At 45.8% G+C, this 26,481-nt stretch carries 29 protein-coding genes and 1 riboswitch; of the genes, 11 read left to right on the top strand and 18 right to left on the bottom strand.

The window, feature by feature from the left end:
- Positions 1-3 precede the first annotated feature (3 nt).
- Positions 4-117, bottom strand: a riboswitch (TPP riboswitch).
- A gap of 142 nt (positions 118-259) precedes the next feature.
- Positions 260-886 (bottom strand): flavin prenyltransferase UbiX, encoded by a 627-nt coding sequence (locus ACHUFZ_RS16350; RefSeq protein ID WP_134835073.1) that lies wholly within the window; start codon positions 884-886, stop codon positions 260-262.
- 8 nt (positions 887-894) lie between these two features.
- A complete protein-coding gene (gene mpl, locus ACHUFZ_RS16345) occupies positions 895-2,250 on the bottom strand; it encodes a UDP-N-acetylmuramate:L-alanyl-gamma-D-glutamyl-meso-diaminopimelate ligase (protein WP_394127971.1) in 1,356 nt (451 codons plus the stop codon).
- Between the two features lie 311 nt (positions 2,251-2,561).
- Here mpl and fbp point away from each other — a divergent pair, with 311 nt between their 5' ends.
- A complete protein-coding gene (gene fbp / locus ACHUFZ_RS16340) occupies positions 2,562-3,578 on the top strand; it encodes a class 1 fructose-bisphosphatase (RefSeq protein ID WP_394127970.1) in 1,017 nt (338 codons plus the stop codon).
- 79 nt (positions 3,579-3,657) lie between these two features.
- Here fbp and ACHUFZ_RS16335 read toward each other — a convergent pair whose 3' ends face one another.
- The 4 genes from ACHUFZ_RS16335 to tamA are packed head-to-tail and all read right to left on the bottom strand — an operon-like array spanning position 3,658 to position 9,906.
- Positions 3,658-4,017 carry a DUF2799 domain-containing protein gene (locus ACHUFZ_RS16335; protein WP_394127969.1) on the bottom strand — a complete coding sequence of 120 codons (360 nt, stop codon included), beginning with the start codon at positions 4,015-4,017 and terminating at the stop codon, positions 3,658-3,660.
- 49 nt (positions 4,018-4,066) lie between these two features.
- Positions 4,067-4,414, bottom strand: coding sequence for a gamma-glutamylcyclotransferase family protein (locus tag ACHUFZ_RS16330; RefSeq protein ID WP_394127968.1), 348 nt, complete (start codon positions 4,412-4,414; stop codon positions 4,067-4,069).
- 15 nt (positions 4,415-4,429) lie between these two features.
- A complete protein-coding gene (tamB, locus tag ACHUFZ_RS16325) occupies positions 4,430-8,194 on the bottom strand; it encodes an autotransporter assembly complex protein TamB (protein ID WP_394127967.1) in 3,765 nt (1,254 codons plus the stop codon).
- A complete protein-coding gene (gene tamA / locus ACHUFZ_RS16320) occupies positions 8,191-9,906 on the bottom strand; it encodes an autotransporter assembly complex protein TamA (RefSeq protein WP_394127966.1) in 1,716 nt (571 codons plus the stop codon). Before tamA ends, tamB begins: the two co-directional genes overlap by 4 nt.
- A gap of 117 nt (positions 9,907-10,023) precedes the next feature.
- Here tamA and msrA point away from each other — a divergent pair, with 117 nt between their 5' ends.
- A complete protein-coding gene (gene msrA / locus ACHUFZ_RS16315; RefSeq protein ID WP_394127965.1) occupies positions 10,024-10,650 on the top strand; it encodes a peptide-methionine (S)-S-oxide reductase MsrA in 627 nt (208 codons plus the stop codon).
- Between the two features lie 65 nt (positions 10,651-10,715).
- On the opposite strand, the gene ACHUFZ_RS16310 is transcribed toward msrA, so the two are convergent.
- Positions 10,716-10,916, bottom strand: coding sequence for a DUF1107 family protein (locus ACHUFZ_RS16310; RefSeq protein WP_394128039.1), 201 nt, complete (start codon positions 10,914-10,916; stop codon positions 10,716-10,718).
- A gap of 203 nt (positions 10,917-11,119) precedes the next feature.
- On the opposite strand from ACHUFZ_RS16310, the gene ACHUFZ_RS16305 reads away from it, so the two are divergent.
- From ACHUFZ_RS16305 to ACHUFZ_RS16275, 7 genes are all read left to right on the top strand, one after another.
- A complete protein-coding gene (locus ACHUFZ_RS16305; RefSeq protein WP_394127964.1) occupies positions 11,120-11,671 on the top strand; it encodes a YtfJ family protein in 552 nt (183 codons plus the stop codon).
- Between the two features lie 80 nt (positions 11,672-11,751).
- Positions 11,752-12,033: a DUF2607 family protein gene (locus tag ACHUFZ_RS16300; protein WP_394127963.1), complete on the top strand. Its 282-nt coding sequence runs from the start codon at positions 11,752-11,754 to the stop codon at positions 12,031-12,033.
- Positions 12,034-12,115: 82 nt separating this feature from the next.
- Positions 12,116-12,847, top strand: a complete 732-nt coding sequence (gene zrgA / locus ACHUFZ_RS16295; protein WP_394127962.1) for a zinc uptake protein ZrgA — start codon at positions 12,116-12,118, stop codon at positions 12,845-12,847.
- Positions 12,848-12,903: 56 nt separating this feature from the next.
- Entirely contained in the window at positions 12,904-13,611 is a 708-nt protein-coding gene (locus ACHUFZ_RS16290; RefSeq protein ID WP_394127961.1) for an ABC transporter ATP-binding protein, read from the top strand.
- Positions 13,608-14,867, top strand: coding sequence for an ABC transporter permease (locus ACHUFZ_RS16285; RefSeq protein ID WP_394127960.1), 1,260 nt, complete (start codon positions 13,608-13,610; stop codon positions 14,865-14,867). Before ACHUFZ_RS16290 ends, ACHUFZ_RS16285 begins: the two co-directional genes overlap by 4 nt.
- Before the next feature lie 2 nt (positions 14,868-14,869).
- Positions 14,870-15,367, top strand: a complete 498-nt coding sequence (locus ACHUFZ_RS16280; protein ID WP_394127959.1) for a DUF3299 domain-containing protein — start codon at positions 14,870-14,872, stop codon at positions 15,365-15,367.
- Between the two features lie 301 nt (positions 15,368-15,668).
- Positions 15,669-16,565: a TIGR03899 family protein gene (locus ACHUFZ_RS16275; RefSeq protein WP_394127958.1), complete on the top strand. Its 897-nt coding sequence runs from the start codon at positions 15,669-15,671 to the stop codon at positions 16,563-16,565.
- 63 nt (positions 16,566-16,628) lie between these two features.
- On the opposite strand, the gene pgi is transcribed toward ACHUFZ_RS16275, so the two are convergent.
- Positions 16,629-18,281, bottom strand: a complete 1,653-nt coding sequence (pgi, locus tag ACHUFZ_RS16270) for a glucose-6-phosphate isomerase (RefSeq protein WP_394127957.1) — start codon at positions 18,279-18,281, stop codon at positions 16,629-16,631.
- A gap of 294 nt (positions 18,282-18,575) precedes the next feature.
- Between pgi and ACHUFZ_RS16265 the strand changes: the two genes are divergently transcribed.
- The gene (locus tag ACHUFZ_RS16265) at positions 18,576-18,995 is read left to right on the top strand and encodes a secondary thiamine-phosphate synthase enzyme YjbQ (protein WP_394127956.1); all 420 of its coding nucleotides are present in this window, start codon (positions 18,576-18,578) and stop codon (positions 18,993-18,995) included.
- A gap of 45 nt (positions 18,996-19,040) precedes the next feature.
- Here ACHUFZ_RS16265 and ACHUFZ_RS16260 read toward each other — a convergent pair whose 3' ends face one another.
- From ACHUFZ_RS16260 to ACHUFZ_RS16250, 3 genes are read right to left on the bottom strand one after another with little or no spacing between them, the layout of a single operon-like run.
- Positions 19,041-20,219, bottom strand: coding sequence for a BamA/TamA family outer membrane protein (locus tag ACHUFZ_RS16260; protein ID WP_394127955.1), 1,179 nt, complete (start codon positions 20,217-20,219; stop codon positions 19,041-19,043).
- Positions 20,220-21,296: an alanine racemase gene (gene alr, locus ACHUFZ_RS16255; protein ID WP_394128038.1), complete on the bottom strand. Its 1,077-nt coding sequence runs from the start codon at positions 21,294-21,296 to the stop codon at positions 20,220-20,222.
- Between the two features lie 13 nt (positions 21,297-21,309).
- The gene (locus ACHUFZ_RS16250) at positions 21,310-22,722 is read right to left on the bottom strand and encodes a replicative DNA helicase (protein ID WP_394127954.1); all 1,413 of its coding nucleotides are present in this window, start codon (positions 22,720-22,722) and stop codon (positions 21,310-21,312) included.
- Positions 22,723-22,896: 174 nt separating this feature from the next.
- Here ACHUFZ_RS16250 and ACHUFZ_RS16245 point away from each other — a divergent pair, with 174 nt between their 5' ends.
- Complete coding sequence (locus ACHUFZ_RS16245) at positions 22,897-23,661, top strand: DUF481 domain-containing protein (protein WP_394127953.1); 765 nt, start codon at positions 22,897-22,899, stop codon at positions 23,659-23,661.
- Positions 23,662-23,732: 71 nt separating this feature from the next.
- On the opposite strand, the gene rplI is transcribed toward ACHUFZ_RS16245, so the two are convergent.
- The 7 genes from rplI to ACHUFZ_RS16210 all read right to left on the bottom strand — a co-directional run.
- Positions 23,733-24,185, bottom strand: a complete 453-nt coding sequence (gene rplI / locus ACHUFZ_RS16240) for a 50S ribosomal protein L9 (RefSeq protein ID WP_004415819.1) — start codon at positions 24,183-24,185, stop codon at positions 23,733-23,735.
- Between the two features lie 31 nt (positions 24,186-24,216).
- Positions 24,217-24,444: a 30S ribosomal protein S18 gene (gene rpsR, locus ACHUFZ_RS16235; RefSeq protein WP_000090472.1), complete on the bottom strand. Its 228-nt coding sequence runs from the start codon at positions 24,442-24,444 to the stop codon at positions 24,217-24,219.
- Between the two features lie 16 nt (positions 24,445-24,460).
- Positions 24,461-24,763, bottom strand: a complete 303-nt coding sequence (gene priB / locus ACHUFZ_RS16230; RefSeq protein WP_394127952.1) for a primosomal replication protein N — start codon at positions 24,761-24,763, stop codon at positions 24,461-24,463.
- 8 nt (positions 24,764-24,771) lie between these two features.
- Positions 24,772-25,152 carry a 30S ribosomal protein S6 gene (gene rpsF / locus ACHUFZ_RS16225; protein ID WP_005472655.1) on the bottom strand — a complete coding sequence of 127 codons (381 nt, stop codon included), beginning with the start codon at positions 25,150-25,152 and terminating at the stop codon, positions 24,772-24,774.
- 201 nt (positions 25,153-25,353) lie between these two features.
- A complete protein-coding gene (gene bfr, locus ACHUFZ_RS16220; RefSeq protein ID WP_134835096.1) occupies positions 25,354-25,836 on the bottom strand; it encodes a bacterioferritin in 483 nt (160 codons plus the stop codon).
- A 72-nt stretch (positions 25,837-25,908) separates the two neighbouring features.
- The gene (locus tag ACHUFZ_RS16215) at positions 25,909-26,097 is read right to left on the bottom strand and encodes a (2Fe-2S)-binding protein (RefSeq protein ID WP_053441728.1); all 189 of its coding nucleotides are present in this window, start codon (positions 26,095-26,097) and stop codon (positions 25,909-25,911) included.
- Positions 26,098-26,405: 308 nt separating this feature from the next.
- On the bottom strand, positions 26,406-26,481 hold a 76-nt coding region (locus tag ACHUFZ_RS16210), incomplete at its 5' end, for an EF-Tu C-terminal domain-related protein (RefSeq protein ID WP_446557682.1).

Raw genomic sequence — 26,481 nt, 5'->3', positions numbered from 1 at the left:
CGAGATAGATCCAAACTCAATTCCTACGCCAGCATTATCTGGTTCAGGTCCACGGGTCCCAAGTCTGGCTTGATCTCAGCTTCATTGAAACAATGAATAGCTCCCCGATGAGTAACGGTCAAATTGTAATAGTTATGAGACTCAATAGCCATCCCCTAAATAGTTGGAGTTGCAGCTAGACGACAAACAAATTCATCCCAATGAACATAGGTGCTCTATTTGATTTGGGTGAATTTGAGCAGTCAACAACGCTGCGACTTCAAATATGACGGGGATCGTAGCCCCAGCGTGGAACAAGGCCCTGCTCTACGCCTAAATGATCAAGAATACGCGCGACCATAAAGTCGACCAAATCCTCAATCGACTTAGGTTGATGATAGAAACCCGGCGCGGCTGGCATAATCGTCACGCCCATCTGAGAAAGCTTGTGCATGTTCTCTAGATGTAAGGTAGAAAATGGCGTTTCACGTACCACCAGCAATAACTGACCACGTTCCTTCATCACCACATCGGCGGCGCGCTCAATCAAATTGTCAGACATACCGTGGGCAATCGCGGCAACGCTTCCCGCAGAGCATGGACAAACCACCATCTGTTTCGGCGCAGCTGAGCCTGAAGCCACCGGAGAGAACCAATCGTCTTTGCCACACACGACTAACTTGTCTGGGTCACAATTAAGATGTTCAACCAAGCTTTGTTTCGCCGTGTCAGGGTTAGCGGACAACTTCAAACCATGCTCAGTTGCTAGCACGACACGCGCAGCCGAAGAGATCAGCAAATAGACCTGATAGTCTGCCGCTAATAAACACTCCAGTAGTCTCAGTCCGTAAGGTGCACCTGATGCCCCGGTAAACGCTAATGTGATCGCTTTTTGTTGTTTACTCATAGTAATAACTATTTTTCGCCTAATTTTTCCAGTAGCTTGCCGTGAATGCCTTCAAAGCCACCGTTGCTCATCACTAAGATATGGCTTCCCGCTTGAGCATGAGAAACGATCTTAGCAACCAGCTCATCAACATCGGCCGAGCTGTCAGCAGGTTGATGACACTGGCTAGCAATATCTTTTACCGACCAATCAATACTGTCAGGTTGATAAAGGAAGACTTGATCCGCCTTAGCCAGTGACGCTGCCAGCGCATCTTTATGTACACCACGCTTCATTGTGGCACTGCGCGGCTCTAACACAGCAATAATGTTATCACTGCCGACTTTATTACGTAGACCGCCAAGCGTCAGTTCAATCGCGGTTGGATGATGAGCGAAATCATCGTAGACAGTCACACCATTGACCTGACCTTTTAATTCTAGACGACGCTTAGTGTTGATAAATTTAGCCAATGATTCACAGGCTAAATCTGGCGTAACCCCAACATGACGCGCGGCACCAATCGCCATTAGGGCGTTATCAACGTTATGGTCACCAACAAGATCCCATTTGACGATGCCGACTTCTTCATCTTGGAAGAAGACTTTAAACTCTGAGCCATCGGCGATCAGTTTTTCAGCACGCCAGTTAGCTTGCTGGCCAGTAAACTCAGTTTCACTCCAGCAACCACGCTGTAGTACATCCTCTAAGGCGATATCTTGTTTTGGCGCCAGTATGCGTCCATTGCCAGGGACAGTACGTACCAAGTGATGAAATTGACGCTTAATTGCCTCTAAATCATCGAAAATATCCGCATGATCGAACTCTAAGTTATTCATCACTAAGGTTCTTGGATGATAGTGAACGAACTTCGAGCGCTTATCGAAAAAAGCGCTGTCATATTCATCCGCTTCGACAACAAAAAACATGCTTTCACCAAGGCGAGCCGATACACCGAAGTTCCCCAGTACACCGCCGACAAGAAAACCTGGCTGGTAGCCGCAATCTTCAAGGATCCAAGCAAGCATACTTGAAGTGGTCGTTTTGCCATGTGTGCCCGAGACCGCCAGTACCCAACGATCATGCAGTAAAAACTCCTGTAACCACTGCGGACCTGATGTATAGCGTAAGTTGCTATTCAAGACGTGTTCAACACATGGGTTGCCGCGACTCATCGCATTACCAATCACGACAAGGTCAGGCGCAGGATCAAGCTGTGAAGGGTCAAAGCCTTCAATAATTTCAATACCTTGAGACTCCAACAGGGTACTCATCGGCGGGTAAACGTTGGCGTCACTCCCCGTCACTTTATGTCCAAGCTGACGAGCTAATACCGCTGCGCCACCCATAAATGTGCCGCAAATCCCCAAGATATGAATATGCATATACTGACCTTGTCCTAGGCAAAAATAAGTTCTTCATTATGGCGATAAAGCCGCCAAAAGCGAACCACTTTGAGTAGGTAAAATCCGCTTTATCTATCTAGTTGCTCACTCTTGCACCAGCTAATAGACCTTCGATGAATAAATGTAAGTAAACCTATTAGTCGACAAATAAATTGAGATCTCAAGCAGTTAGTTCATTACCAATAAAAAGATCTAACTCTTACACTTAACCACGGGTAACCCTAAAAGATCCGCAGAGATCCCTACTACCCATCCCCCTATTATTTAGAGCGACTTTTTAAGGAAAAACCATGTCTGGAATGCGCACCCTTGGCGAGTTCATTGTTGAAAAACAATCGGACTTCCCCCACGCAAGCGGTGATCTATCATCCCTACTCTCTTCTATTCGTCTTGCTGCTAAAATCGTTAACCGCGAAATCAACGCCGCAGGTTTAGGTGATATTACTGGTGCAGTCGGCACTGAAAATGTCCAAGGCGAAGATCAACAAAAGTTAGACGTTTATGCTAACGATAAGTTTAAGGCTGCGCTAGAAGCACGCGATCAAGTGTGTGGTGTCGCCAGTGAAGAAGAAGATGAGGCTGTAGCGTTTAACAAAGAACTCAACAAAAATGCTAAATACGTTGTTCTGATGGATCCACTTGATGGCTCATCAAACATCGATGTAAACGTTTCCGTTGGGACGATCTTCTCTATCTACCGTCGAGTGTCACCAATCGGCACACCACCAACAGAAGAAGATTTCCTTCAGCCTGGGCACAAACAGGTCGCGGCTGGTTATGTTATCTATGGCTCTTCTACCATGTTGGTTTACACAACAGGTAATGGCGTAAATGGTTTCACTTACGATCCATCACTTGGCACCTTCTGCCTATCTCATGAAAACATGATGATCCCTCAAGATGGCAGCATTTACTCGATCAACGAAGGTAACTACATTCGCTTCCCTATGGGTGTGAAGAAGTACATCAAGTACTGTCAGGAAAGTGAGCCGAGTGAGAACCGTCCTTATACTTCTCGCTACATTGGCTCATTAGTAGCAGACTTCCACCGCAACTTGCTTAAAGGTGGTATCTACCTTTACCCAAGCACGCAAAGCCACCCAAATGGCAAGCTGCGTCTGCTTTATGAATGTAACCCAATGGCTTACATCATTGAGCAAGCTGGCGGTGTCGCGTCAGATGGCGTGCAGCGCATTATGGATATCAAGCCAACTGAGCTACACCAACGTGTACCGTTCTTTGTTGGTTCGAAGAACATGGTGAAAAAAGTCGAACAGTTCTTAGAACTGAACCGCGAAGAAAAGTAGCCTAATCGCTAGATCAAAAAAAGAGTCGACAATGTTCGACTCTTTTTTATTGATTCAGATATAAAACTCACGACGATTGCTAAAACGGTGACCCAGCGGTCGAGTTCTTACCGGACACATAATCTTGGTAGAAGAATGGGTCCAATCTTTCACAAATGCCGCGGTAAGGCTTGCCCATCACACCCAACATATAAGCACTTTGCGAACAGTAGGTTTGTCTGCCTTGCTCATAACCATTGTCATAAGCCAGATAAAGCTCTGAATTCAGGTAACCTTGGGAATCTAACTTAGCCAGCTTGCCCTCAGATTGTTTCATAAAACCTTGCTCGGCACGCTGCTGACCATAATCAGCCCAATCACTTGCGGCAGTAGTCATTGGCGTAGGTGCGACCGAACAACCCGCTAACATTAAAGTAATAACGACAAATAGGGTTTTCATAACTTTCTCCTTTTCGAATGCCCGGTGCCGATCACGTATTAGCCCCAAGCTACACCTTAACAGACCAGTCGCCAGAGGAAATGATTACATCCAGCTGGCTGATATCTTGATATATATAGATCCAAGCCTGACCAAAAGGCGTATCAATCAGCTCTCGTCGGTAAGTCACAGGGTGATCTTCCAACAAATCAAGCTGGGCTAATGTCTCTTCATCAACAAGATAGACTTCACCAATGATGGCACTATGCCCTTCTATTACGGCTGGGTAGGCACCAAGATCATAAAGTGAGTAGATTGGCAAAGTAGTATGGTTGCCAAGCCATTGCGCCTGAGACAATAAATGATGATTGCACTCTCCGTGGCGTAACGTGCCATAGACAAAAACCAAATGTTGCATCACGACTCCTTTTGTTTAGTTAAATTCAAACTGATAAAGCAGATCCACTGCGCTATCGACGCCGGTAATTGCTTCAACATAGAGATCTTGCATCAGGCGATATCGAACCGTAAATTCGCCGACAGAGTCAAATATACCGACCCCATACTTCACCTGTAATCCAGGTAACACATAGCCACTCACCGTCACTTGTGAGTCATCACCACTACCAGCGGTATCAAGCTGCAAATCCTGTACACCAAAGGCTTCACCAATTTCACCGACCACTCGGCCACTCTTGGCTAAGCTTAGACCAATCAATGTGGTAGTCATTGAGTTACCACCCGCTTCACCATCGATGTCTTGACCACGCAGCAGATACGAAAGCGCGTTCGCTTGCGGCATCGCAGGATCCGAGAAAATCGTCACCGTTGGCTCACTTGCAGGGCCTGTCACTTTTACACCAGCTGTCACGTCATCTTGAGTGTTGTCAGGATTACGGATCGCTGTGATTTGCACGTATGGCTGATCCGCAGGGCCATTCATTAAGATCTTACCTTCTTGGATCAACAGGTCTTGACCAAAGGAGCTGTACGAACCATCTTCGATATTGATCTCACCAGTGATGAACGGGCCTTTATCTTTCTGAGCGACATTGAGGTTACCGACTAAACCACCTTCAAGTCCAAAGGCAGACAGCTTAAAGTCATCACCAATCTTAATATTGATATTGGTTTCAAGAACGAATGGAACACTGCTCTCTTGGTCGATCGGTTCCAACTGATCATTGAGCAGCACCTGATCCTTCGACACACCAATCGCACTTGGTGGTAACTCTTCGACGACGATTCTTCCCCACGGCAACGAAATATCACCATCAATACGAGCATGTTTCGGCGACGCTGAAATGGTCATATCCGGTTTCACTTTCATTTTGACCATCGGCGGTACATCAACATACAGCTCTTCAGCAAACACACGTACGTTACTGCTCCACGCTTTAAGGTCATGCCAATCCGCATCCCCTGCCACTTCGAGTTTTCCATCAGGAGTGTGAATAGCTGCAGCCAATAACGCTTCATAACCCGTGAAGTCGATGGTCAAACGACCAGAGTCCACTTCGACTGGAGAGATATCCCCTTTCAATGAGATGTTATCGACAAGGAACTTACCGTTTACTTTTGGCTGCATTACTGGGCCACTAAAGTCTAAATCAGTAGATATATTCGATTTCAACTGACTGTAATCGCCAATAATCGGATCGAGGAAGTCTAAGTTGAACGTCGTTAGCTTTAGCTTACCTTCGATCTGTTTATCATCGGTTAGCACGTCAGGGATCATAATCTTACCTGAGACATCGCCATTGTCCGTAATATCCAGCAACCAATCCGCTTGCAGTTTGTTGTCGGCAATCTCGGCGTTGAGCTGTACTTTGTCCCAACCCACCGTCACAGGCTGCTCTAACTTTTGCACCACCTGACCTTTTGGCAACTCAATCGACGCTTTTATTTGCGGCGCTGAATCTGGCGCCCATTTAGCCCACACATTAGCGTTAGTTTGCCCAGTTAGCTCTGTTGCTTGTGGCATAAAGGTTTTGAGCTGTTCAAAGTCGAACTGCTTTAGGGTTAGCGCCGCTTCGCCACTTTGGCCCACCTGAATATCTTTATCCAAACAGAGTGATGAGCCCGCTTGCAACCAACAGTGCGCCGCAACGGACACCTGTTGCGTCGCCATTTCAAAGCCTAATTTGGTCGCCTGATTCAGTCGCCATTCACCTTGCTGTGAACTCAACGTCATTCTTTCTAGCGCGCCCTGCCAAATCAGGTCTGGCTTGTCGGTCAATGAGCCGCTTAGCGCCAAACTGGTCGATGCGACATTTGAAGCCACATCTAAGCTCAGCTTATGCTCTTGCTGAGAGCCGTTAAACACCATGGCAACGCTATCCACCAAGGTCTCTTGGTATTGCGCATTTTGAACTTGTAGAGAAAGACGCCCAGCAGGTACAGGTAGCGGGGTGATGTTGCCGTTTAAAGCGATGTGTTCAACACTGGCTTGCTGTTGCCAATCAATCCCTTGAACATCTAGTGCCACGCCGACTTGAGGTTCTTTCAAGGCACCACGCAGTGAAATGTCACCGGTCGCTTTACCACGTAAATCCGGTACTGTCTTGATCAACTCAGGGAAGTCGATGGCAAGGTCCATACGCCACTCTTTATCAAGCTGGCCCTTCGCTTCGACCTTATTCGGTCCATGGGAAAGCACCAGTCGCGGTGTTTTAAAACTTAAATTACCCTTACCGCTTTTATCTGATGCAGACAATGAGCCTTCAATATTGAGTGGGTACTCTCTGAGAATCCCGTCAATATCTAATATTGGCAATTTAACCTGCCAGCCACCTTGCTCGGTTAGGCTACCTGTTGTCGCCAGTTTACCGCTGATATCACCTTCCGCCTCTGGCCATTGCAGACCCGGCTGAATATGGGAAAGATTTAAGTTAGCCGCCCAGTTAATCGGCGCCTGCCAGTTAGCCATCACATCACCAAAGACATGACCGCCTAAGGTCGCTAAATCGATTTTTTTCAGCTTTATTTGCTTGAGGTCGCCATCACCTTGTAGTGAAACTGCGAGATCAGGGATATCCTTGCCTTTAATATCGCTCGTAAGTTCAAGTTGATAGCCATTTAATGAGCCTTTGCCTTTGAACTTATCAACGGCAACAAAATAATCACCCTTACCGGTTAACGGCCACTGAACATCACCGTCACTTAAGGAAACATCAAAAGGTAACTCTGGTTTTAGTGGTTCGATATAAGCGGCTAATTTTGCCTTGGCTAGCCCACCTAAGGTGGCATCTAAACTCAAGTTCGCCACGCTACCGTCAGCACTCAGTGTTAACGTCTGCCCCGGCGCGAGTTTGTCTTTAACCGTCGCATCCAACGTCAAGGTCAGTGGATAGTCGCCTTGCAGATCAACCTTAGTGACAAGGTCAGCTTGTGCTTGCGGCATATCGAGCTCAAGTGTGTGTACATCCACTGTCGAACCTTTAGCATCCGCACTTAAGCCAAGATGATTCACCACAACGGGTGTCTCTTGTTCCAACTTGAAGTCATGGATATCGACACGTACCACTTCAATCTGCAACGGTAATTCGATATCAGGCAAGATAATCGACGTTGGCTCTTTGTTGACTGGCTGAGGGACTTGCTGCTCTTTAGCGGCTTCATCAGTAGGCGCTAACTTCACCGTTGGAGAGGTGAGCGTAGTCTTGTTTAATCGTAAGCGATTACCCTGAAATGCAACGCCAGAGGTAAACGACTGCCAAGAAATTTGGTTTTGCAAGACATCTAACTCAATATCCGTTAATGCGATGCGACTGACCACAATAGGAATAGGCGAGGTAATCTTGCTGGTCGTTGGTGTCGGTTCTTCTTGCTCAGGCCCATTGCTTGGTGGCAGTTCCGGCATTGAAAAACGTAAGCCATCGATGGCAATTTCATCAACACAGACTCTAGGTTCAGTCAAACAGTTAGCCCTAACGGCTAAAGTTATCGACTTGAGTTGAGTATCGACATTTAAAGAGTCGTCTTTGAATTTGACATTATTCAGGGTAAAGCGAGGAAAAATCGCCCCTTTTGCCGACTCAACTTGAAGCTGAGGAACAAACTTCTCTGCTCCCCATAACGCAAGGTTTAAACCGCTATTGGTAAACAGCAATGTGCCTAGCGCAATGACAATTAGAGCAAGTAAACCTAATAAGAAAAGTGACAGCCACTTTGACCACTTAATTACAACTCGGGTCATAGCTCAGGTCCTAAGGTAAAGTGAATTTTGAACTCATCGCCAGGAGCGGCATCTAGGCCCCAAGCAAAATCAAGACGAATTGGGCCAACCGGTGACGCCCAGCGTACGCCAACACCCGTGCCGCGTTTTAGATCGATCTCATCATTAAAAGCGTCACCAACGTCGTAAAACACTGCGCCCCACCAGTTTCCATAAACTCGGTATTGATACTCAAGCGAACTGGTTGCCATGTATTTGGCACCTGTTAATGCACCACTTTCATCGGTAGGAGAGATCGACTCATAGCCATAACCACGTAGGTTATTATCGCCACCAGCAAAAAAGCGCAGCGATGGTGACAGCTTGGAAAAATCTTCAGCGAAGTTAGCACCACCATCAATACGGAAGATTCCGCGATGATTACTACCAGCCCCACGAATCCAAGTCATGCCGCCAATCAAGCGTGTCACTCGGGTTTCCGACAACACACTTGGATCACCATATTCGATAGTTAAGCTTTGGCGATCACCCCACATCGGCATAGAACCACCGCGAATTCGACTGCGAGTAAATGAAATACCCGGTAATAGGAACTGGGCATTATCATCCTGTATGCCCTGCTCATAGTTCTCAAGCAAGTAGCGAACATATACGGTTCGATGCCAGCCATTATCCAACAGCCAGTGTCTTTCTAACGAGAGGTTCGACTCTAAACTCTTCGTATCACGGTTATCGACGTTCTTTAATCCATATTGAATTCGATAATACTCATTAAGTACATCTTCAAGCGGAATACGGTAACCAGCGGTAATGGTTTGCTCGGGTGCCGAAAGAGAAAAACTACTATCAAAGCTGTGACCGCGACTATTCACCCACGGTTTCTTCCACTTCAAAGAGCCTCGAACCCCGACATCAGTCGAATAGCCAATACCCGTTTCAAGCTGATTGCGAGCCTGTGGAGACAGCGATACCTTCATCGGTAACTCTCGCCCTTGTTCCAACTGAGATAAGTCTGGTTCAACAAATACCGAAGAGAACCAATCGGTATTAGAGAGATTTTGATTATATTCACCAACTTGAGAGACTAAGTAAGGGTCACCACTTTTATAAGGCGACAGTGACGCCACACGCTCTTGGTCGATTTGGCTACCAGTAATGGTACTTTCACCGAAATGGTAACGAATGCCACTGTCGTAATGCAGGCGAATAAAGGCTTGATTTAAGTCTGGCGCAACTTCAAGGCGGCTGAGTTTAAAGTCACCTTCAAAGTAGCCCTTTTGCAGTGCGAGATTGCGAATGCCTGACTTTAACGCGTCATAAACGCTATGGTTGAGAGCATCACCTGATTTGAGGCCACTTTTCTTAATCAAGGCGGCGAAGTCAGGATCGTTTTTCGCTTCTCCTGTAATCTGCACATCCACTTCTTGAATGATGACTACCGGCCCCGGAGTCACATTTACAATCAGCTCACTATCATCTTCAGCGACTGAAAAATCGAACTTGGGGTGGTAGTAACCCAATGCCAGCAATGCTTCGATAATGTTACGCTCTACTCGAGCTTGAAAACGTAGATTGGTTGAATACTCTTCAACTGGGATAGAGGATAGATACACATCAACATTGTCTTGCAGCGCACCCTCTAATCCTTCAACCGAAAGATCGACATCTTGAGCCCATGCAAGCGGAGCTACAGTTAGAAGGGTGATTAGCGCTGGTAAAGACTTTCTGATCATGCTTAATTATCTATATACATCATGTAAGGGAATAATACCGCCAGTAAAAATATAAGTCTGTACGAAAACAGTCAATTAGGCGGTCTATATAATTCTATCTCTAGCAAGGAAACTACGATGCTCAACAAACAAATCCTGATATCGGCCCAAGATGCTTTGCCTGGCCGAGAGACACCACTTGTCATTGATGATACTCATTTCGTCAATCAATCCAGTTTGACCGCACAACCGGCTCAAGGTTGCCAACAAATACTCTTTGGTATGGGCTGTTTCTGGGGTGCTGAGCGCCTATTTTGGCAACTTGATGGCGTCGTCAGTACTTCAGTTGGCTACTCGGGTGGTTTTACCGTCAACCCGACCTACGAAGAAGTCTGCTCTGGCCAAACCGGTCATACCGAAGTGGTGCGCGTAATCTTTGATACTAATGTGATTACTTTGCAGCAGTTGCTACGCACTTTCTGGGAAAAACATGACCCGACCCAAGGGATGCGTCAAGGTAATGACCTAGGCACCCAGTATCGCTCTGCCATCTATGTATTTAGCGAAGAGCAACTACAGATAGCTATTGATTCTAAAGAGGAATATCAGGCCTTATTAGGCAGCGACAACGGTACTATCACCACCGATATCTTACCGGCTGGCAAATATTACTTTGCTGAAAACTACCACCAACAGTATCTGGCGAAGAACCCTAACGGCTATTGTGGAATTGGCGGCACAGGCGTCTGCTTCCCACCTCAATAACGGATTGTAAAAAGTCGCCAGTGGGCGACTTTTTCATGCAACGAAGAACAAGTAACGCTCCACCATTAAATAGGTAGCGTAGCAATCGCTTGATTGATTTCTTTGAAGGTCAGGAGTTTTTGCGGGTCTTTAACGTCAGGTAGTAACACCTTGCCATTATCAAAATTGAACTCACCCACACCTGAAATAACGAATTGACCTTTAAACAAGGTTTTAACAAATCGAGCCACCTGGCGTGGTCGATAGATAGTAAACTCACGTAGCATAACAACTCCAATATCCTTTTGTGATGCTGCCTCGCTGGGCATCATGTTCTATTCCTTAGAACTTGTACGGCATTATATACAACTCGTTTTTAATGTATAGCATTTTGTTAATTATTTGGACTATTTCACTTCATGGCGACTCCTGCCACCACTTTATCTATTTTCGGTATATACTTTTGGCGCTTACCAAAAGGAAGATAACAATGAAAAATAAAACTCTACTCGCAATTGCGATTGCATGCTCTCCAGCACTGGCAATGGCGCACAACATCTCTCTCGGTCAATCAGTACCAAGCGTAGATGTCGCTAGCCATGGTGAAATCGTCTTACAAGGTGACAATACCGCATTCCAAGCGTGGTCGACGCAAAGTATGTTAGGCAAGGTCCGCGTGATTCAAGCGATTGCAGGACGCAGCAGTGCAAAAGAAATGAATGCGCCACTGATGGCAGCAATCACAGCCGCAAAATTCCCAGAGCAAAACTACCAAACAACGTCGATCATCAACCAAGATGATTCAATTTGGGGTACAGGATCATTTGTGAAATCTTCAGCTCAAGACAGCAAGAAAGAGTTCCCATGGTCATCCATGGTGCTAGATGAGGAAGGTTCGGTTGCCAAAGCATGGGATCTCGCCAGTGAGTCATCGGCAATCATTGTCCAAGACAAACAAGGAAAAGTCCTTTTTGTTAAAGAAGGCACATTAAACGAGCAAGAGATCCAACAAGTACTGACGTTAGTTAAAGAGAACATCTAACTCTCGACTGATTGATATCGTGTTTTGCAAGGAATTGTTATAGTATAACAATTCCTTTTTGTTTATCTGATGAGATCGCTTTGTCTCTATTTCGCTTAGTTTCGACACGAACCGCTGTCTGCGCCATTGCACTCGTGCTGTGGCTAAACTTTGCGTACATTGAGCACCAATATGAATTACCGCAGTCACAACACAGTCAGCATCATTGCCAGCTCTTTGCCTGCGCTCTGCATGGCGCCAGTACCTTTGTCGTCACGCTACCAGCGATAACGTCATCCGAAACCCATCGCCTTGAGTCATTTTACTACTTTGTAGAAAGCGTCTTCTTTGCTTACCTAGCCCGCTCACCACCAGCCTCTTGATTACAATATTAAAAATACTGGATTCACAGGCAACCACGCTCTGTGATTATCACTCTGCATTACAATATTTTCAGGAAAGACAATGAACAAGATTACTCCAATCGCACTTGGTATCACTCTAGCAGTAAGCAGCTTTGCTCAAGCAGAAGAAGGTTTTCGTCAACACAGTGCCCACGTCCACGGTGTGGTTGAATTTAATATCGCTCAAGATGCTAACGAACTACTGATGGAAATCACTGCGCCAGGGGCTGATGTGGTCGGCTTTGAGCACGCACCTCAGACTGACGAACAAAAACATCAACTTGAAGCCGCAGTAACCCAGCTGAACGATGCCAATAGTATCTTTACCCTTGCGGCAAGTGCGGGTTGTAAGGTTGAGCACAAGTCAGTGCGTCATACTTTAGGTGAAGATAGCCATAAAGGTCATGATCATCACGATGACCATAAACACCATGACGAGCATAAAGGTCACGATCATCACGATGACCATGAGCACCATGACGACCACAAAGGCCACGATGATCATGAGCATCATGACGAGCATAAAAGCCACGATCACCACGATGATCATGAGCATCATGACGACCATAAAGGCCACGATCATCACGATGACCATGAAGGACACTCATCTTCTCACGGTGAGTTCACCATTGAGTATCACTTCGAATGTAGTGACATCGCAAAATTAGATGAGATTAATACCAACTGGTTCTCTCACTTCCCGAATACAGAAACGATTCAAGTGAATGTATTAACCGATACTAAGCAAGCAGCAATGCAGCTCTCTAAAGGCGAAAGCAAAATCTCACTTTAATGTTTTAAAGTGGCCTAGCCTTATCTAGGCCACTTCATTTGATTCGGACTGCAATTATGACTAAGACAGACCATTCTTCGGTGGTTGAGCTTACTCAAGTCACATTTACCTGGCTAGGTAATGACGCTCCTACGCTCGATATTCCTTCGTTAATCGTCACTCACGGCGAACATCTCTTTATCAAGGGACCAAGTGGGTGTGGAAAATCAACCTTACTCGGACTCCTGACTGGAATTAATACCGCAACCTCGGGTCAAGTCTCTTTACTCGGTGAAGAGCTAACCAAGATGTCAGGTAGCCAGAGAGATAAGTTTCGCGCCAATAATATTGGCTACATATTCCAGCAGTTCAACTTGCTGCCTTACCTTAGTGTGATTGAAAATGTCACTCTTCCTTGCCAATTTGCCCCACAAAGAAAAAAGCAGGTTGAGGGAGATTTAACCGCTAAAGCAACCGAGTTATTGGAAAAGCTGCGTCTTCCGAGCGCACTGCTCAACAAACCAGTGACTGAACTGAGTATTGGCCAACAGCAACGAGTCGCGGCTGCCAGAGCACTAATAGGTAACCCCAAGGTTGTGATCGCAGATGAGCCAACCTCATCACTCGACTTTGACAACCGTAGCGCGTTTATTGAACTACTGCTCGAACAAGTAAACCAAGCAAATTCGACGTTACTGTTTGTCAGCCATGACCCAACGCTAGAGCCTCTGTTTGATCGCACCATTAATCTACAGCAGCTCAATCAAGCCGGAGGTCAATTATGACACCTACCCTTTCTCTCGCATGGAAGAGTGTTCGCAACCGAAAAGTGACGGCTATCCTCACCATTCTGACCGTGGCAATATCCGTGATCCTACTCCTTGGGGTAGAACGAATTCGTAACCAAGCCAAGAGCAGCTTTGCCAACACGATTTCAGGTACAGATTTAATTGTTGGTGGTCGCTCGGGCCAAGTTAACTTACTGCTTTACTCTGTATTTCGCATTGGTAATGCCACCAATAATATCGACTGGAAAAGCTACCAAGAGTTTAGCCAACACAGAGCCGTCGACTGGGCGATTCCTATCTCGTTAGGTGACTCTCACAAAGGGTTCCGAGTTATGGGAACCAACCATAGTTACTTCGAGCACTACCGTTACGGACAAAAACAAAACCTCGCATTTAGCCAAGGTAAAGAATTCAATAGACTGTTTGAGGCAGTAATTGGCGCCGATGTCGCCCGCTCGCTTAACTACCACATCGGCAGTGAAATGGTTATCGCACACGGCATCAGTGATGTTGGGTTTAGCCGCCATGACAATACGCCGTTTAAAGTAGTCGGTATTCTTGCTCCGACAGGTACACCGGTTGATAAGACCGTCCATGTTTCTCTTGAGGCTATTGAAGCGATTCATGTCGGCTGGGAGTCGGGCGCTAACCTAGGCAATAATCCAAGCGCAGAACAATTACTTGAAATGAACTTTCAACCTAAGCAAATCACCGCAATGATGCTAGGTTTGAAGTCCAAGATTCAAACCTTCGCCCTGCAAAGGCAAATCAATACCTACGCAAAAGAGCCGCTCAGTGCGATCTTACCGGGTGTCGCATTGCATGAATTATGGGGAATGATGTCGGTTGCAGAACAAGCCTTAATGGCGGTCTCTGTTTTTGTGGTAATAGCAGGCTTACTCGGCATGCTGTCGAGCCTACTGACCAGCTTACAAGAACGTCGCCGAGAAATGGCCATTCTACGTGCGATGGGGGCAAGGCCGCGCCATGTATTTAGCTTACTGATCCTAGAAGCAAGCGTACTCACCTTTATCGGTTTGATCGTCGGCACTATAGGTTTATATGCCCTACTTGCCGTTGCCGCTCCGCTGATCCAGCAACAATACGGGGTTGATTTACAAATGATCGCTTTATCCCAATATGAGTGGTTACTTCTCGCTGCGGTGCAAATTGCTGGTACTATAATCGGCTTTATCCCTGCATTCAGAGCTTATAAGCAGTCTCTCAGCGATGGTATGACGATTCGAGTATAAATATGAAAAAACTGATCCTACTATTCTTGGCCCTATTTTCAGTTGGCCTTACCACCCACTCAGTCAGTGCAGAAGACACACTGACATTAGATTGGATTGATCTTATTCCAGAGAGCGAACGCAATCAGTTTGATGCCTATGGTATGCCTGCCGTGGATCACTCCGGTGATGTGATGAAACAATCTAAAGTAGGAAGTGTGCGACCAGAGCTGAATGGCAGTACGGTGAAAATCCCTGGGTTCGTCATTCCGCTCGAAGGCGATGAAAATATGGTGACAGAATTTCTACTGGTACCGTATTTTGGCGCATGTATCCACGTGCCGCCACCACCACCAAACCAGATCATTTATGTGAAGTTCCCGAAAGGCGCACCAGTACAAGAGCTGTGGGATGTCATTTACGTGATAGGCACACTTAAGACAGAAACCATTAGCCATGAGCTAGCGGAAACTGCATATGTCATAGAAGGCACTGAAATTGCCGAATATGATGATATGTAGATGTTAACGACTAAAGTAACCTGTTGATTACCTATATTAGCCTAAGTAACTAGATAAATAGCCTAGTACACCAACGTAGACGAGTAATAATAGGGCAATTGACAGGTGCTTTTTTAGTTTATTCTCATTGAAATACTTCATAAGCCCCTCAAGTTTAATGATAACAATTTTAACAACTTGTTATCATTTTTGATAGCAATATTTTTTTATCGGCTGGCTCACAGTCTTTTTCTGGCAGACAATAAGGTTCCGAGGTACATTTAGTAATCAATAGTAAGCATCTGATGGCTAAGGAAATAGCATGTCTGAGACCAGTAAACCCGTTGTCATAGACCAACAAACAGATCATTCTCAACGACAAGAGAAGAAATCCAGTTATATCAAAGACAGCGCTAGCCGCATTCTCAACATTGCGCAAACTTATGGCTTAGATGCCCTGTTACAAAATGAACCTCCACAGAAGACCACCATTGAGCGCGCGCTGATTCGTGAAAAGAAGCGTAAAGAACTGCGCCAGAAGAACTTAGAACAAATCCTCAAACTCGCCCACATCTCATGTAAAGATGAAACTGCTGGCGATCCAGACCAAGATTGGCTGTATCGATTTTTCGATATGGCACAAGAAGTTCACAATCACGCCATGCAGCGACTCTGGGCGCAGGTACTCAAACGCGAAGTAACCAACCCTGGCTCTACCTCGATGAAAGCGCTGAAAGTTTTGCAAGATATGACGCCAAAAGAAGCGCAAATCCTGCAACGTGCCTCATCTCTTGCGTGCAGCTTTGGCGGTGATAGCAGCCGGAAATTGTTGGTGGGCTACCGCTCTCAAGCGGGGATTTTTAGCTTTGGTAAACGCAATACGACCAGCAACATCAATGTCGGTAACTACCAGCTTCCCTACTCCAGTTTGCTGGTCTTATTCGAGCTCGGTTTGATGCATGGTACTGAACTTGAATCTGGTGAGATTGAACTCGACTCACCGCTGCCATTAAGCTATCAAGGCAAACAACTCTCGCTGCAAGCGCACAGCAAAGGCGTTCGCTTACTCTATTACCGCTTCAGCCCTACCGGCAATGAGCTATGTAAGCTATTGGGCAATAAGCCAAACATGCAATATTACGATCAGCTCGTCGCGCTATTGAGTCAGAAGTTCACCGCGAGTACCGAAACCAAATCCACCATTGATACAATGGCTTAAGAGAAAAGAAAACAAAAAACGCCAGCATCTCTGCTGGCGTTTCAATATCAAGTACGACGGAAATTAAGCTTTGAACGCTTTGAACGCATTAATCAAACCGTTGGTTGAGCTATCGTGAGAGCTGATTTCAGACTCATCAGCAAGCTCAGGTAGGATTTGGTTAGCCAGTTGTTTACCTAGCTCAACACCCCACTGGTCAAAGCTGAAGATGTTCCAAATCACACCTTGTACGAAGATCTTGTGCTCGTACATTGCAATTAGGTTACCTAGTGTGCGTGGCGTGATTTGCTTAACTAGGATTGAGTTAGTTGGGCGGTTACCTTCAAATACTTTGAATGGTGCTAGTGTCGCCGCTTCTTCTTCGCTCTTACCTGCTTTAGCAAATTCAGCTTTCACTGTCGCTTCATCTTTACCAAATGCCAATGCTTCTGTTTGAGCAAAGAAGTTAGACATTAGCTTCTGGTGGTGATCGCCTGCTGGGTTGTGGCTGACTGCTGGAGCAATGAAGTCACATGGAATCAGCTTAGTACCTTGGTGAATCAACTGGTAGAACGCATGCTGGCCGTTAGTACCTGGCTCACCCCAAATGATTGGGCCAGTTTGGTAAGTCACTGCATTACCTTCACGGTCAACGTATTTACCATTTGACTCCATGTTACCTTGCTGGAAGTACGCAGCAAAACGGTGCATGTACTGATCGTATGGAAGAATCGCTTCTGATTCTGCTCCATGGAAGTTGTTGTACCATAGGCCGATAAGCGCAAGGATCACTGGGATATTGCTTTCTAGTTCAGTAGACGCGAAGTGGTTATCCATCTCGTGCGCACCGTCTAGTAGCTCAATAAAATTGTCGTAGCCTACAGCAAGAGCAATTGAAAGTCCGATCGCTGACCATAGTGAGTAACGACCGCCAACCCAATCCCAGAACTCAAACATGTTGTCTGTATCGATACCGAACTCAGATACCGCAGGAGCATTAGTTGAAAGCGCCGCAAAGTGCTTAGCAACGTGCGCTTCATCACCAGCAGACGCTAGGAACCAATCACGAGCACTGTGTGCATTAGTCATGGTTTCTTGAGTGGTAAACGTCTTAGACGCAACTAGGAATAGCGTTGTTTCTGGGTTTACTTTCTTCAGTGTTTCAACGATGTGCGTACCATCAACGTTAGAAACAAAGTGTAGGTTTAGGTGGTTTTTGTATGGTGCTAGCGCTTCAGTCACCATGTAAGGACCTAAGTCAGAGCCACCGATACCGATGTTTACGATGTCAGTGATCGCTTTACCTGTGTAGCCTTTCCACTCGCCGTCGATAACGCGGTCAGTGAACGATTTCATTTTCTCTAGCACTGCATTAACTGCAGGCATCACGTCTTCGCCATCAACCATCACTGGCTTGTTGCTGCGGTTACGCAATGCAGTATGAAGTACTGCGCGATCTTCTGTTTTGTTGATCGCTTCACCGCTGAACATCGCTTCAATTGCTGCTTTTAGCTCAGTCTCGTTTGCTAGAGCAAATAGGTGCTTTAGCGTTTCTTCGTTGATTAAGTTTTTAGAGTAATCAACTAGGATGTCTGCACCGAAACGTGTAGAGAAGTTGTCAAAGCGAGCTGAATCTTGAGCAAATAGTGCTTTTAGATCCATATCTTGTGCAGATTCGAAGTGCGCAGTTAGCGCTTTCCAAGCTTGTGTTTGCGTTGGATTGATATTTTTCAACATGGTGTCTATCCCGATGTTCAGTAGGTTTTATTCCATACAGTCTAGCGAAAACTGGCGGAATCCCCGATTTAGCAAAATAATAATATTAGGTATGTTAGGGCAAATTGCCACAAAACAAGACTTTGTAATTTTTTTTCAGGCCAGCATTATGACTCAGGCGGCTCTCACCCACATTGAGTTAGGTCACGTTACCTGGTTCAAATTTGAACAAATCCGATGCTAGCTTTATGAGTTTACCACCAAGCTAGGTTAAGCTTAACGTTTGGTTAACGAAATCTCGATTATAGGCATTGTATGTGGCAGCAAAAAGTCATCCATTTAAACGCGCGTCAACGTGGCTTTCATTTAATTACCGATGAAATTGAACAACAATTACCACAAATAGCTGACTATTCTGTCGGATTATTACAGCTATTTATCCAGCACACCTCAGCCAGTTTAACCGTCAATGAAAACGCCGACCCTACGGTAAGGCACGATATGGAAAAGCACTTTAACAAGTTTGTGCCTGAGCGTGCGCCATACTACAAACACACCTATGAAGGCGATGACGATATGCCTGCACACATTAAAGCCTCGACGCTCGGCAGCAGTATCATGATTCCAATTAGCAACGGACGACTTGCTTTAGGCACTTGGCAAGGGATTTATTTAGGTGAGCACAGAGATCACGGTGGCAGTCGCCACGTGATTGCGACACTTCAAGGCGAATAAGACGAAAAGGGAGTCAATCGGCTCCCAAAGTATCATATTATGTGCTTAAAAAGGTTGATTAATCATCACGCGGAAAGTGCCTTCATCTGCCCCTTTCGCTAACTCGGCGCGTACCACAATACCTTCGACTTGAAAGCGTACTGCGCCGCCAAGGTTCCACTGCATATCAGTGTGGAGTGTTTTGGCATCATACTCATCAGCGACACGGCCTGCTTCAGCAAACACCACCCACTGCCACCACGGCAGATCGTAGTAATTGATCACTGGAATATCATCGAGCGGCTGCCAGTCTGGCAACACTCGGTATTCTGCAGAGTAATGCACTGCAGAGCGTCCATGATAACGACCGCTAGTGTAGCCTCTGAGTCGATACAAGCCGCCCAAACGCACTTGATCTTGCTCTGGTGGCTTAGTGCTATCCCAACTTGGCGTATCGGCGGTATAAAAGTCTAACGCAACGACTTGTTGATCAAACAACTCACCCAATGGCCCAAGCGCAAAATACTGGCTATTTTGAAACTCCCATTTGGTCCAAATCTCATCACTTTGCCAACTTTCACCCGCAACCGTGAGTTCAATGGAGGTGTGTGAGCCTTTGGTTGGGTTACGCACGCTATCGCGGTTATCCCAGTCTAATGTCAGTTCAAGCCCTGTCGCCTTTTCTGGCTGGCTATAAATATCTAATTCACGCGATGAGAAGAACGGCGTCATTACCAACGACGTCACACCAGAGTCTAACGGCGTGGCAAAGTCGACATCTCTTACTGGCATGAAAGCCCCCATCAGGCCGTGTTTTTCAACATTGCCCCAAGGAAGGAGATATTTAAACTCAAATTGATAGTTCTGCTCAAAGCCATCGGTAACGGTTTTATCACCTGTCACCGAGCTATTATCGCCTTGCTCACCTAAATAGTACGGGTTTTGATTAAACTGAGCCTGATACATTTGGGTGCTGAACAGCAAGCTGTCCGACAAAGCATAATTAAATGCAGAGACAAAGCCGACATAACTGTCTTTATCAGAGTAAAGCGCCATACCAAAAAGCGCGGCCTGAGGCTGGCCGACACCCTTAGCAACACCCGCTACGCCAAATGTATTACCCAAAGTTTCAGTACTAAAATAGAAAGGGACAAATGCAGAATCTTTTTCTTTTGCATTAACTTGGCCGCAAATAAAAAGGCTGGCACATAAGACCAGCACTTGTTTGATGTGGTTTCGCTTCATTTACTTGGAGTATTCCATATCAACACGAGATGTCAGCTTAGTCACCAGTTCATAGGCAATAGTTCCTATATGGCTCGCGACTTCTTCTGCAGGAAGCTGGTTGCCCCACAGAATCGCTTCATCGCCGACCTTATCGGTGGCATCCGGTCCGAGATCAACAGTAAGCATATCCATCGATACTCGCCCAGCAATCGGCGCTTTACGGCCGTTAACCAAAACTGGCGTGCCGTTCGGTGCCGTTCTTGGGTAACCATCCCCATAACCAATCGCAATTACCCCAACCTTGGTATCACGCTGGCTGGTCCAAGTGCCGCCATAGCCGACGCTTTCACCCGCTTTCACATCGCGCACGGCGATTAAATGCGACTTCAATGTCATCACTGGCTGATAGCCTAAGTCCTGAGCCGTCTTATCATTAAATGGAGAAACGCCGTACATGATAATACCCGGGCGAACCCACTCTAACTGACTGTCTGGCCAAGCAAGTAAGCCAGCGGACGCCGCTAACGAACGCTCACCTTCACAGCCTTCGGTTAAAGAGAGGAACAGCTCTGTCTGTTGATTGGTTGTGCTTTTATCTAGCTCATCGGCGCAGCCAAAATGACTCATATAACGCAGTGGCTTAGCCACATTACGGCAAGCTTTAAGACGAGTGACAAATTCGCTGTACTGCTCTGGTCGTACGCCTAGTCGGTGCATACCACTATCAATCTTTAGCCACACCACAACAGGCGTTTCTAATTCCGCTTGTTCCAGTGCCTCCAACTGCTCTTCACAGTGAACCACTGTTTGAATATTGTTGGTGACTAAAACAGGCAGGTCGCCTTGAGAGTAAAAACCCTCAAGCAATAAAATCGGTTTCACCACACCACAGGCTCGTAACTGTAATGCTTCTTCGATACGTGCGACACCAAACGCATCCGCACCTTTGGCATGCTTAGCGATATGACGTAAGCCATGGCCGTAGCTGTTGGCTTTCACTACTGCCATTACTTTGCTGTGTGGCGCCTGTTGCTTAATCTGCCCTAGGTTGTGCTGCAAAGCCTCAAGATTAATGTAGGCAGTGGCTGCTTTCATGTAGCTCATTGGCTTACTCATCGTCCATATCAAACGCAGGGCCTGCGTAGTTGTCAAAGCGAGACCATTGACCTTGGAAGGTGAGTCGAACCGAACCGATAGGACCGTTACGCTGCTTACCTAGGATGATTTCTGCTGTGCCCTTCATTGAGCTATCTGGGTTATACACTTCGTCGCGGTAGATGAACATGATCAAGTCGGCATCCTGCTCGATAGAGCCTGATTCACGTAAGTCCGAGTTTACCGGGCGCTTATCAGCACGTTGCTCTAGGGAACGGTTAAGCTGAGATAGCGCAACCACAGGTACATTCAACTCTTTTGCCAATGCTTTTAATGAGCGAGAGATTTCAGCAATCTCAAGGGTACGATTATCAGACAGCGCAGGTACACGCATTAACTGAAGGTAGTCGACCATGATTAGTGATAAGCCACCATGGTCACGAGCAATACGACGAGCACGCGAACGAACTTCCGTTGGCGTCAAACCTGAACTGTCATCGATGTACATGTTCTTCTTCTCCATAAGAATACCCATGGTCGAAGAAATACGCGCCCAGTCTTCATCATCAAGCTGACCAGTACGAATCTTAGTTTGATCAACACGCGAAAGCGACGCGAGCATACGCATCATGATCTGTTCTGCTGGCATCTCTAGCGAGAAGATAAGCACTGGCTTTTCTTGCTCCATCGCCGCGTTCTCACACAAGTTCATCGCAAAGGTAGTTTTACCCATCGATGGACGCGCTGCGACAATGATCAAATCCGAGCCTTGTAGACCAGCGGTTTTCTTGTTCAGGTCAGTGAAACCTGTGTTTACCCCTGTTACACCGTCTTGCGGTGATTTGTAGAGGATCTCGATACGCTCTAATGTTTTCTCAAGAATGTTATCGACGTTTTGCGGGCCTTCATTCTCGCTAGTGCGTGACTCTGCAATGGCAAAAACTTTACTTTCAGCAAGGTCTAGCAGATCTTCTGAGTTACGTCCTTGAGGGTCATAACCAGCATCAGCGATTTCATTAGCAACGCCAATGAGGTCACGAACCAATGCGCGCTCAGCAACAATATCTGCATAGGCGTTGATGTTAGCCGCACTTGGGGTGTTCTTAACTAAGTCAGCAAGGTAAGCAAAGCCACCGACATCATCCAACTGTTCACGTAGCTCTAAGAACTCGGATAGCGTGATTAAGTCGAGCGGTTTGTTTTCTTCGAGTAGAGTCTTTACCGCTTCAAAGATTAGGCGGTGAGGTCGGCTGTAGAAATCTTTGGCAACAACCCGTTCAGATACCGTATCCCAACGCTCATTATCAAGTAGAAGGCCACCAATAACGGACTGCTCCGCTTCCAGTGAATGAGGCGGGACTTTGATCGCATCGACTTGTGCGTCTCTAAACTTTTTATTTCGATTATCTACTTTGGTTTCGGCCATGGATCTGCTCAACAACTTTGCTTTAGATCGCTAATTATAACGAGAATGTCGCCATTGTCTGTACCAAAGAGAGACTTTGTCGAGTTCTAATGTAGAATTAACTTCTTGCTGACGGTATTCGCTCAGTTTGAATCTACTATTGCGCCATTCGTTTCATCCATATAGAGGTAGTGAGTGTCTAGACTTTGGCTTATAAGTTTCAGCCTAATGGGCTCTATGCTCGCACACGCTGACGATACTGGGCAAAACGACACGGATATTGAACTGCCTTCCCCATGGGACACCGAAATAGAGTTTGGCTATCAGGCCCACTCAGGTAACTCAGACTCGCAATCACTCAACTCACGCCTTAACGCAACCTATGTTGAGGGTCGTCACCGTACCAGCGGCGAATGGAAATACTATTTGCTGTATAAAGATGGTGAAGAGGATAAAAGACAATCAACCTATACGGCGCAAAGTGACTATAAATTAGGTCCTAAAACCTATCTGTATGGCAGCTTTAAAGGTGTCGACTCTCGCTATAGTGCATACTTCAAAGATTACACACTATCGGGTGGTTTAGGTTACCAGTTCTCAAATACCGATAAGTTTGTGCTAGAAGTCGAAGTAGGTCCTGGTTTTCGTTATCAAGAGCCTAACTTAGATGAAATAGACGATGATGACATCATCTTCCCTGAAACGGTTCAAGAAGGGATTTTTCGTGGCAACATTAACACTTCTTGGCAGGCGTTAGATAACTTAGCTTTCTCTGCTGATGTGACAGTGGTTTCAGGTAGCAGTAACACACGTACCGATACCGACCTGAGTGTGACGAACAATATCACCGAAGATATCGCCCTCAAGCTGACTCACTCTCGCCAATACCACGATAAGGTGCCAGAAGGTCTCAAGAAAGCTGATAGTATCTTCTCAGTCAATCTACTGTTTATCTTCTAAAACCTTTCCTGACTTCAGATACAAAAAAAGCACCTCTAGGAGGTGCTTTTAAAATACGTCTTGATACTGAATTAGTCAGCAGCAACAACTTGTAGGTTAACTGTAGCGAAAACTTCAGAGTGAAGTTGAACGCTGATCTCGAACTCACCAGTGTTACGTAGTGCGCCTTCAGGAAGACGAACTTCGCTCTTAACTACTTCAACGCCAGCTGCAGTGATTGCATCAGCGATGTCGCGAGTACCGATAGAACCGAATAGTTTACCTTCGTCACCAGCTTTAGAAGCAAGAACAACTGCTTCAAGAGCGTTAACTTTCTCAGCACGTGCTTCAGCAGCAGTTAGTTGCTCAGCAACTTTAGCTTCTAGTTCAGCACGACGCGCTTCGAACATTTCAACGTTAGATTTAGTAGCCATAACTGCTTTACCCTGAGGGATAAGGAAGTTACGAGCGTAACCAGATTTCACGTTTACAGTGTCACCAAGACCACCTAGGTTACCGATTTTATCAAGTAGAATAACTTGCATTGTTTAATTCCTCTTTTTAAAAACGAACCGATTACTGATGCTTGTCAGTGTACGGTAGTAGAGCTAGGTAGCGAGAACGTTTGATCGCGCGAGCTAGTTGACGTTGGTACTTAGCGCTTGTACCAGTGATACGGCTAGGTACGATTTTACCAGCTTCAGTGATGTAGTTTTTAAGAGTTGCTACGTCTTTGTAATCAATCTCTTGTACGCCTTCTGCAGTGAAACGGCAGAATTTACGACGACGGAAGAAACGAGCCATGGGCTATCTCCTGATCTTAAATTTGAGTAATGTTGTCAGCATGAAGCACTAATTTACCTACGCCATTTCGGCCGGTCTGGTAAGTAACAAAGCCACTTACCTTAATGCTACTGCCTTGTACTAAATTCTGAGTGTTTGCTTGTGACCTTTGCCCGCTTACTACTACCGGCATACGACAATAAACTTGTCTCGGTAGTTCAGCTTCGATAACAGTAGAGCGATGCTCTAACCAAAACCGACAGTGTTCAATGCCACCAGGGCTTTTACTTCGAATGGGCGGCTTGGCAATGGTGCCAGATAGCTCCATTCGATTGGTCATAAGAAAAATTACTCAGCAGCTGCTTCTGGCTTAGCTTCAGCACGCTCTTCGCGACGAGGAGCACGCTCTTCTTTCTGCTTAAGCATGATAGATTGCTCAGTGATCGCTGTTTTAGTACGCATGATCATGTTACGTAGAACTGCATCGTTGAAACGGAAAGCAGTTTCTAGCTCATCAATTACAGCTTGGTCAGCTTCAACGTTCATTAGAACGTAGTGAGCTTTGTGAAGCTTGTTGATTGGGTAAGCCAGTTGACGACGGCCCCAGTCTTCTAGACGGTGGATAGTACCGCCAGCTTCAGTGATTGAACCAGTGTAACGCTCGATCATGCCAGCAACTTGCTCGCTTTGATCAGGGTGCACCATGAATACGATTTCGTAATGACGCATGGGTTGCTCCTTACGGATTATTCAGCTTCCACAAATGGCCCGGTCGTCCAGAGGAAGCAAGGAACTAAAGATAATTGACCGAGTTTAAGGAGCACGAATAGTACAGAAAGAAACCAGTTGAGGCAAGAAAAATGTGATGGTGAAACTAAAACAGCCTACTGAACAAAATAGGCTGTTGTTTGGATGCTCAGAGGGGCTAGATTAATCATCATCCTCGTCGACATATTGTGCTTGTAGGTAGTTCTGGATACCCGTCATATCGATCAAGCCGAGTTGTGTCTCTAACCAATCAACATGTTCTTCTTCATCTTCTAAGATATCTTGGAACAAGTCGCGAGAGACGTAATCATGAGTATCTTCCGCGTAAGCAATGGCGTTTTTTAGATCCGGTATTGCGGCCATTTCAAGTTTTAAATCACTCTCAAGCATTTCTTTGGTGTCTTCACCAATCATAAGTTTGCCGAGATCTTGTAAGTTAGGAAGCCCTTCCAAAAATAGAATACGTTCGATCAAATGATCCGCATGTTTCATTTCATCAATAGATTCATGATACTCCTTCTCCGCTAGGTGCTTTAAGCCCCAGTCTTTGTACATTCGAGCATGAAGGAAGTATTGATTAATTGCGACGAGCTCGTTGCCAAGCACTTTGTTGAGATGTTGAATGATGATTGGATCGCCTTTCATTATAAAGCCCTCCTCTTTGGCTTCTTTAAACATAGAAGCAAATAGAAGAGTGTCAAAAAGGCTAAACCAGTGTTAACTGGCTTGTTTTAGTCGAAATGGCTCTGTTTCAGCGAGGATTTCTTTCGCTTGCTTAACACACTTACCACATTGGCTACCTAAGGCTGTGCATTTGCGAATGCCACGAATGTCCGTAATACCTTCATCAATCGCTAACTTCTTAATTTTCTTATCTGAAATGCCATGACAAAGACAAACGTACATACCCAACTACCAAATGACGACTAACACAAAGTAATATAAACAAGAACAACTCTCATTACCAGTTGCATTTAATCGATTTTAAGAACAATTTGTTATATCGATTTTTGGCCAGGCAACCAGATTCAATGAGTTAGGGAGTCGGTGAGTTAGAAGGGTTAAAAGGAGGGGATCTTGTACTTTTAATATCAGTACATTAGGGAAGAGATCTAGAAAGATCACTTATAACAAAAAGCAAAAAGGGAAGCCGAAGCTCCCCTTTTCAGATGCATGTTCTTCTAATGAAGAATGTGCAAGATATCAACTAAATATTAGTCGAAGATCTTAGCAACAACACCAGCACCTACTGTACGGCCACCTTCACGGATAGCGAAACGTAGGCCTTCA

The sequence above is a fragment of the Vibrio hepatarius genome (assembly GCF_043642085.1).
Taxonomy (GTDB): Bacteria; Pseudomonadota; Gammaproteobacteria; order Enterobacterales; family Vibrionaceae; genus Vibrio; species Vibrio hepatarius_C.
Note: the sequence above shows the minus strand (reverse complement) of the source record. Positions and strands in the feature narration are given on the sequence as shown.

Bases quoted from the DNA above. Each gene is read 5' to 3' on its own strand.
- ACHUFZ_RS16350 (WP_134835073.1), bottom strand. From the start codon at position 886: ATGAGTAAACAACAAAAAGCGATCACATTAGCGTTTACCGGGGCATCA.
- mpl (WP_394127971.1), bottom strand. From the start codon at position 2,250: ATGCATATTCATATCTTGGGGATTTGCGGCACATTTATGGGTGGCGCA.
- fbp (WP_394127970.1), top strand. From the start codon at position 2,562: ATGTCTGGAATGCGCACCCTTGGCGAGTTCATTGTTGAAAAACAATCG.
- ACHUFZ_RS16335 (WP_394127969.1), bottom strand. From the start codon at position 4,017: ATGAAAACCCTATTTGTCGTTATTACTTTAATGTTAGCGGGTTGTTCG.
- ACHUFZ_RS16330 (WP_394127968.1), bottom strand. From the start codon at position 4,414: ATGCAACATTTGGTTTTTGTCTATGGCACGTTACGCCACGGAGAGTGC.
- tamB (WP_394127967.1), bottom strand. From the start codon at position 8,194: ATGACCCGAGTTGTAATTAAGTGGTCAAAGTGGCTGTCACTTTTCTTA.
- tamA (WP_394127966.1), bottom strand. From the start codon at position 9,906: ATGATCAGAAAGTCTTTACCAGCGCTAATCACCCTTCTAACTGTAGCT.
- msrA (WP_394127965.1), top strand. From the start codon at position 10,024: ATGCTCAACAAACAAATCCTGATATCGGCCCAAGATGCTTTGCCTGGC.
- ACHUFZ_RS16310 (WP_394128039.1), bottom strand. From the start codon at position 10,916: ATGCTACGTGAGTTTACTATCTATCGACCACGCCAGGTGGCTCGATTT.
- ACHUFZ_RS16305 (WP_394127964.1), top strand. From the start codon at position 11,120: ATGAAAAATAAAACTCTACTCGCAATTGCGATTGCATGCTCTCCAGCA.
- zrgA (WP_394127962.1), top strand. From the start codon at position 12,116: ATGAACAAGATTACTCCAATCGCACTTGGTATCACTCTAGCAGTAAGC.
- ACHUFZ_RS16290 (WP_394127961.1), top strand. From the start codon at position 12,904: ATGACTAAGACAGACCATTCTTCGGTGGTTGAGCTTACTCAAGTCACA.
- ACHUFZ_RS16285 (WP_394127960.1), top strand. From the start codon at position 13,608: ATGACACCTACCCTTTCTCTCGCATGGAAGAGTGTTCGCAACCGAAAA.
- ACHUFZ_RS16280 (WP_394127959.1), top strand. From the start codon at position 14,870: ATGAAAAAACTGATCCTACTATTCTTGGCCCTATTTTCAGTTGGCCTT.
- ACHUFZ_RS16275 (WP_394127958.1), top strand. From the start codon at position 15,669: ATGTCTGAGACCAGTAAACCCGTTGTCATAGACCAACAAACAGATCAT.
- pgi (WP_394127957.1), bottom strand. From the start codon at position 18,281: ATGTTGAAAAATATCAATCCAACGCAAACACAAGCTTGGAAAGCGCTA.
- ACHUFZ_RS16265 (WP_394127956.1), top strand. From the start codon at position 18,576: ATGTGGCAGCAAAAAGTCATCCATTTAAACGCGCGTCAACGTGGCTTT.
- ACHUFZ_RS16260 (WP_394127955.1), bottom strand. From the start codon at position 20,219: ATGAAGCGAAACCACATCAAACAAGTGCTGGTCTTATGTGCCAGCCTT.
- alr (WP_394128038.1), bottom strand. From the start codon at position 21,296: ATGAAAGCAGCCACTGCCTACATTAATCTTGAGGCTTTGCAGCACAAC.
- ACHUFZ_RS16250 (WP_394127954.1), bottom strand. From the start codon at position 22,722: ATGGCCGAAACCAAAGTAGATAATCGAAATAAAAAGTTTAGAGACGCA.
- rplI (WP_004415819.1), bottom strand. From the start codon at position 24,185: ATGCAAGTTATTCTACTTGATAAAATCGGTAACCTAGGTGGTCTTGGT.
- rpsR (WP_000090472.1), bottom strand. From the start codon at position 24,444: ATGGCTCGTTTCTTCCGTCGTCGTAAATTCTGCCGTTTCACTGCAGAA.
- priB (WP_394127952.1), bottom strand. From the start codon at position 24,763: ATGACCAATCGAATGGAGCTATCTGGCACCATTGCCAAGCCGCCCATT.
- rpsF (WP_005472655.1), bottom strand. From the start codon at position 25,152: ATGCGTCATTACGAAATCGTATTCATGGTGCACCCTGATCAAAGCGAG.
- bfr (WP_134835096.1), bottom strand. From the start codon at position 25,836: ATGAAAGGCGATCCAATCATCATTCAACATCTCAACAAAGTGCTTGGC.
- ACHUFZ_RS16215 (WP_053441728.1), bottom strand. From the start codon at position 26,097: ATGTACGTTTGTCTTTGTCATGGCATTTCAGATAAGAAAATTAAGAAG.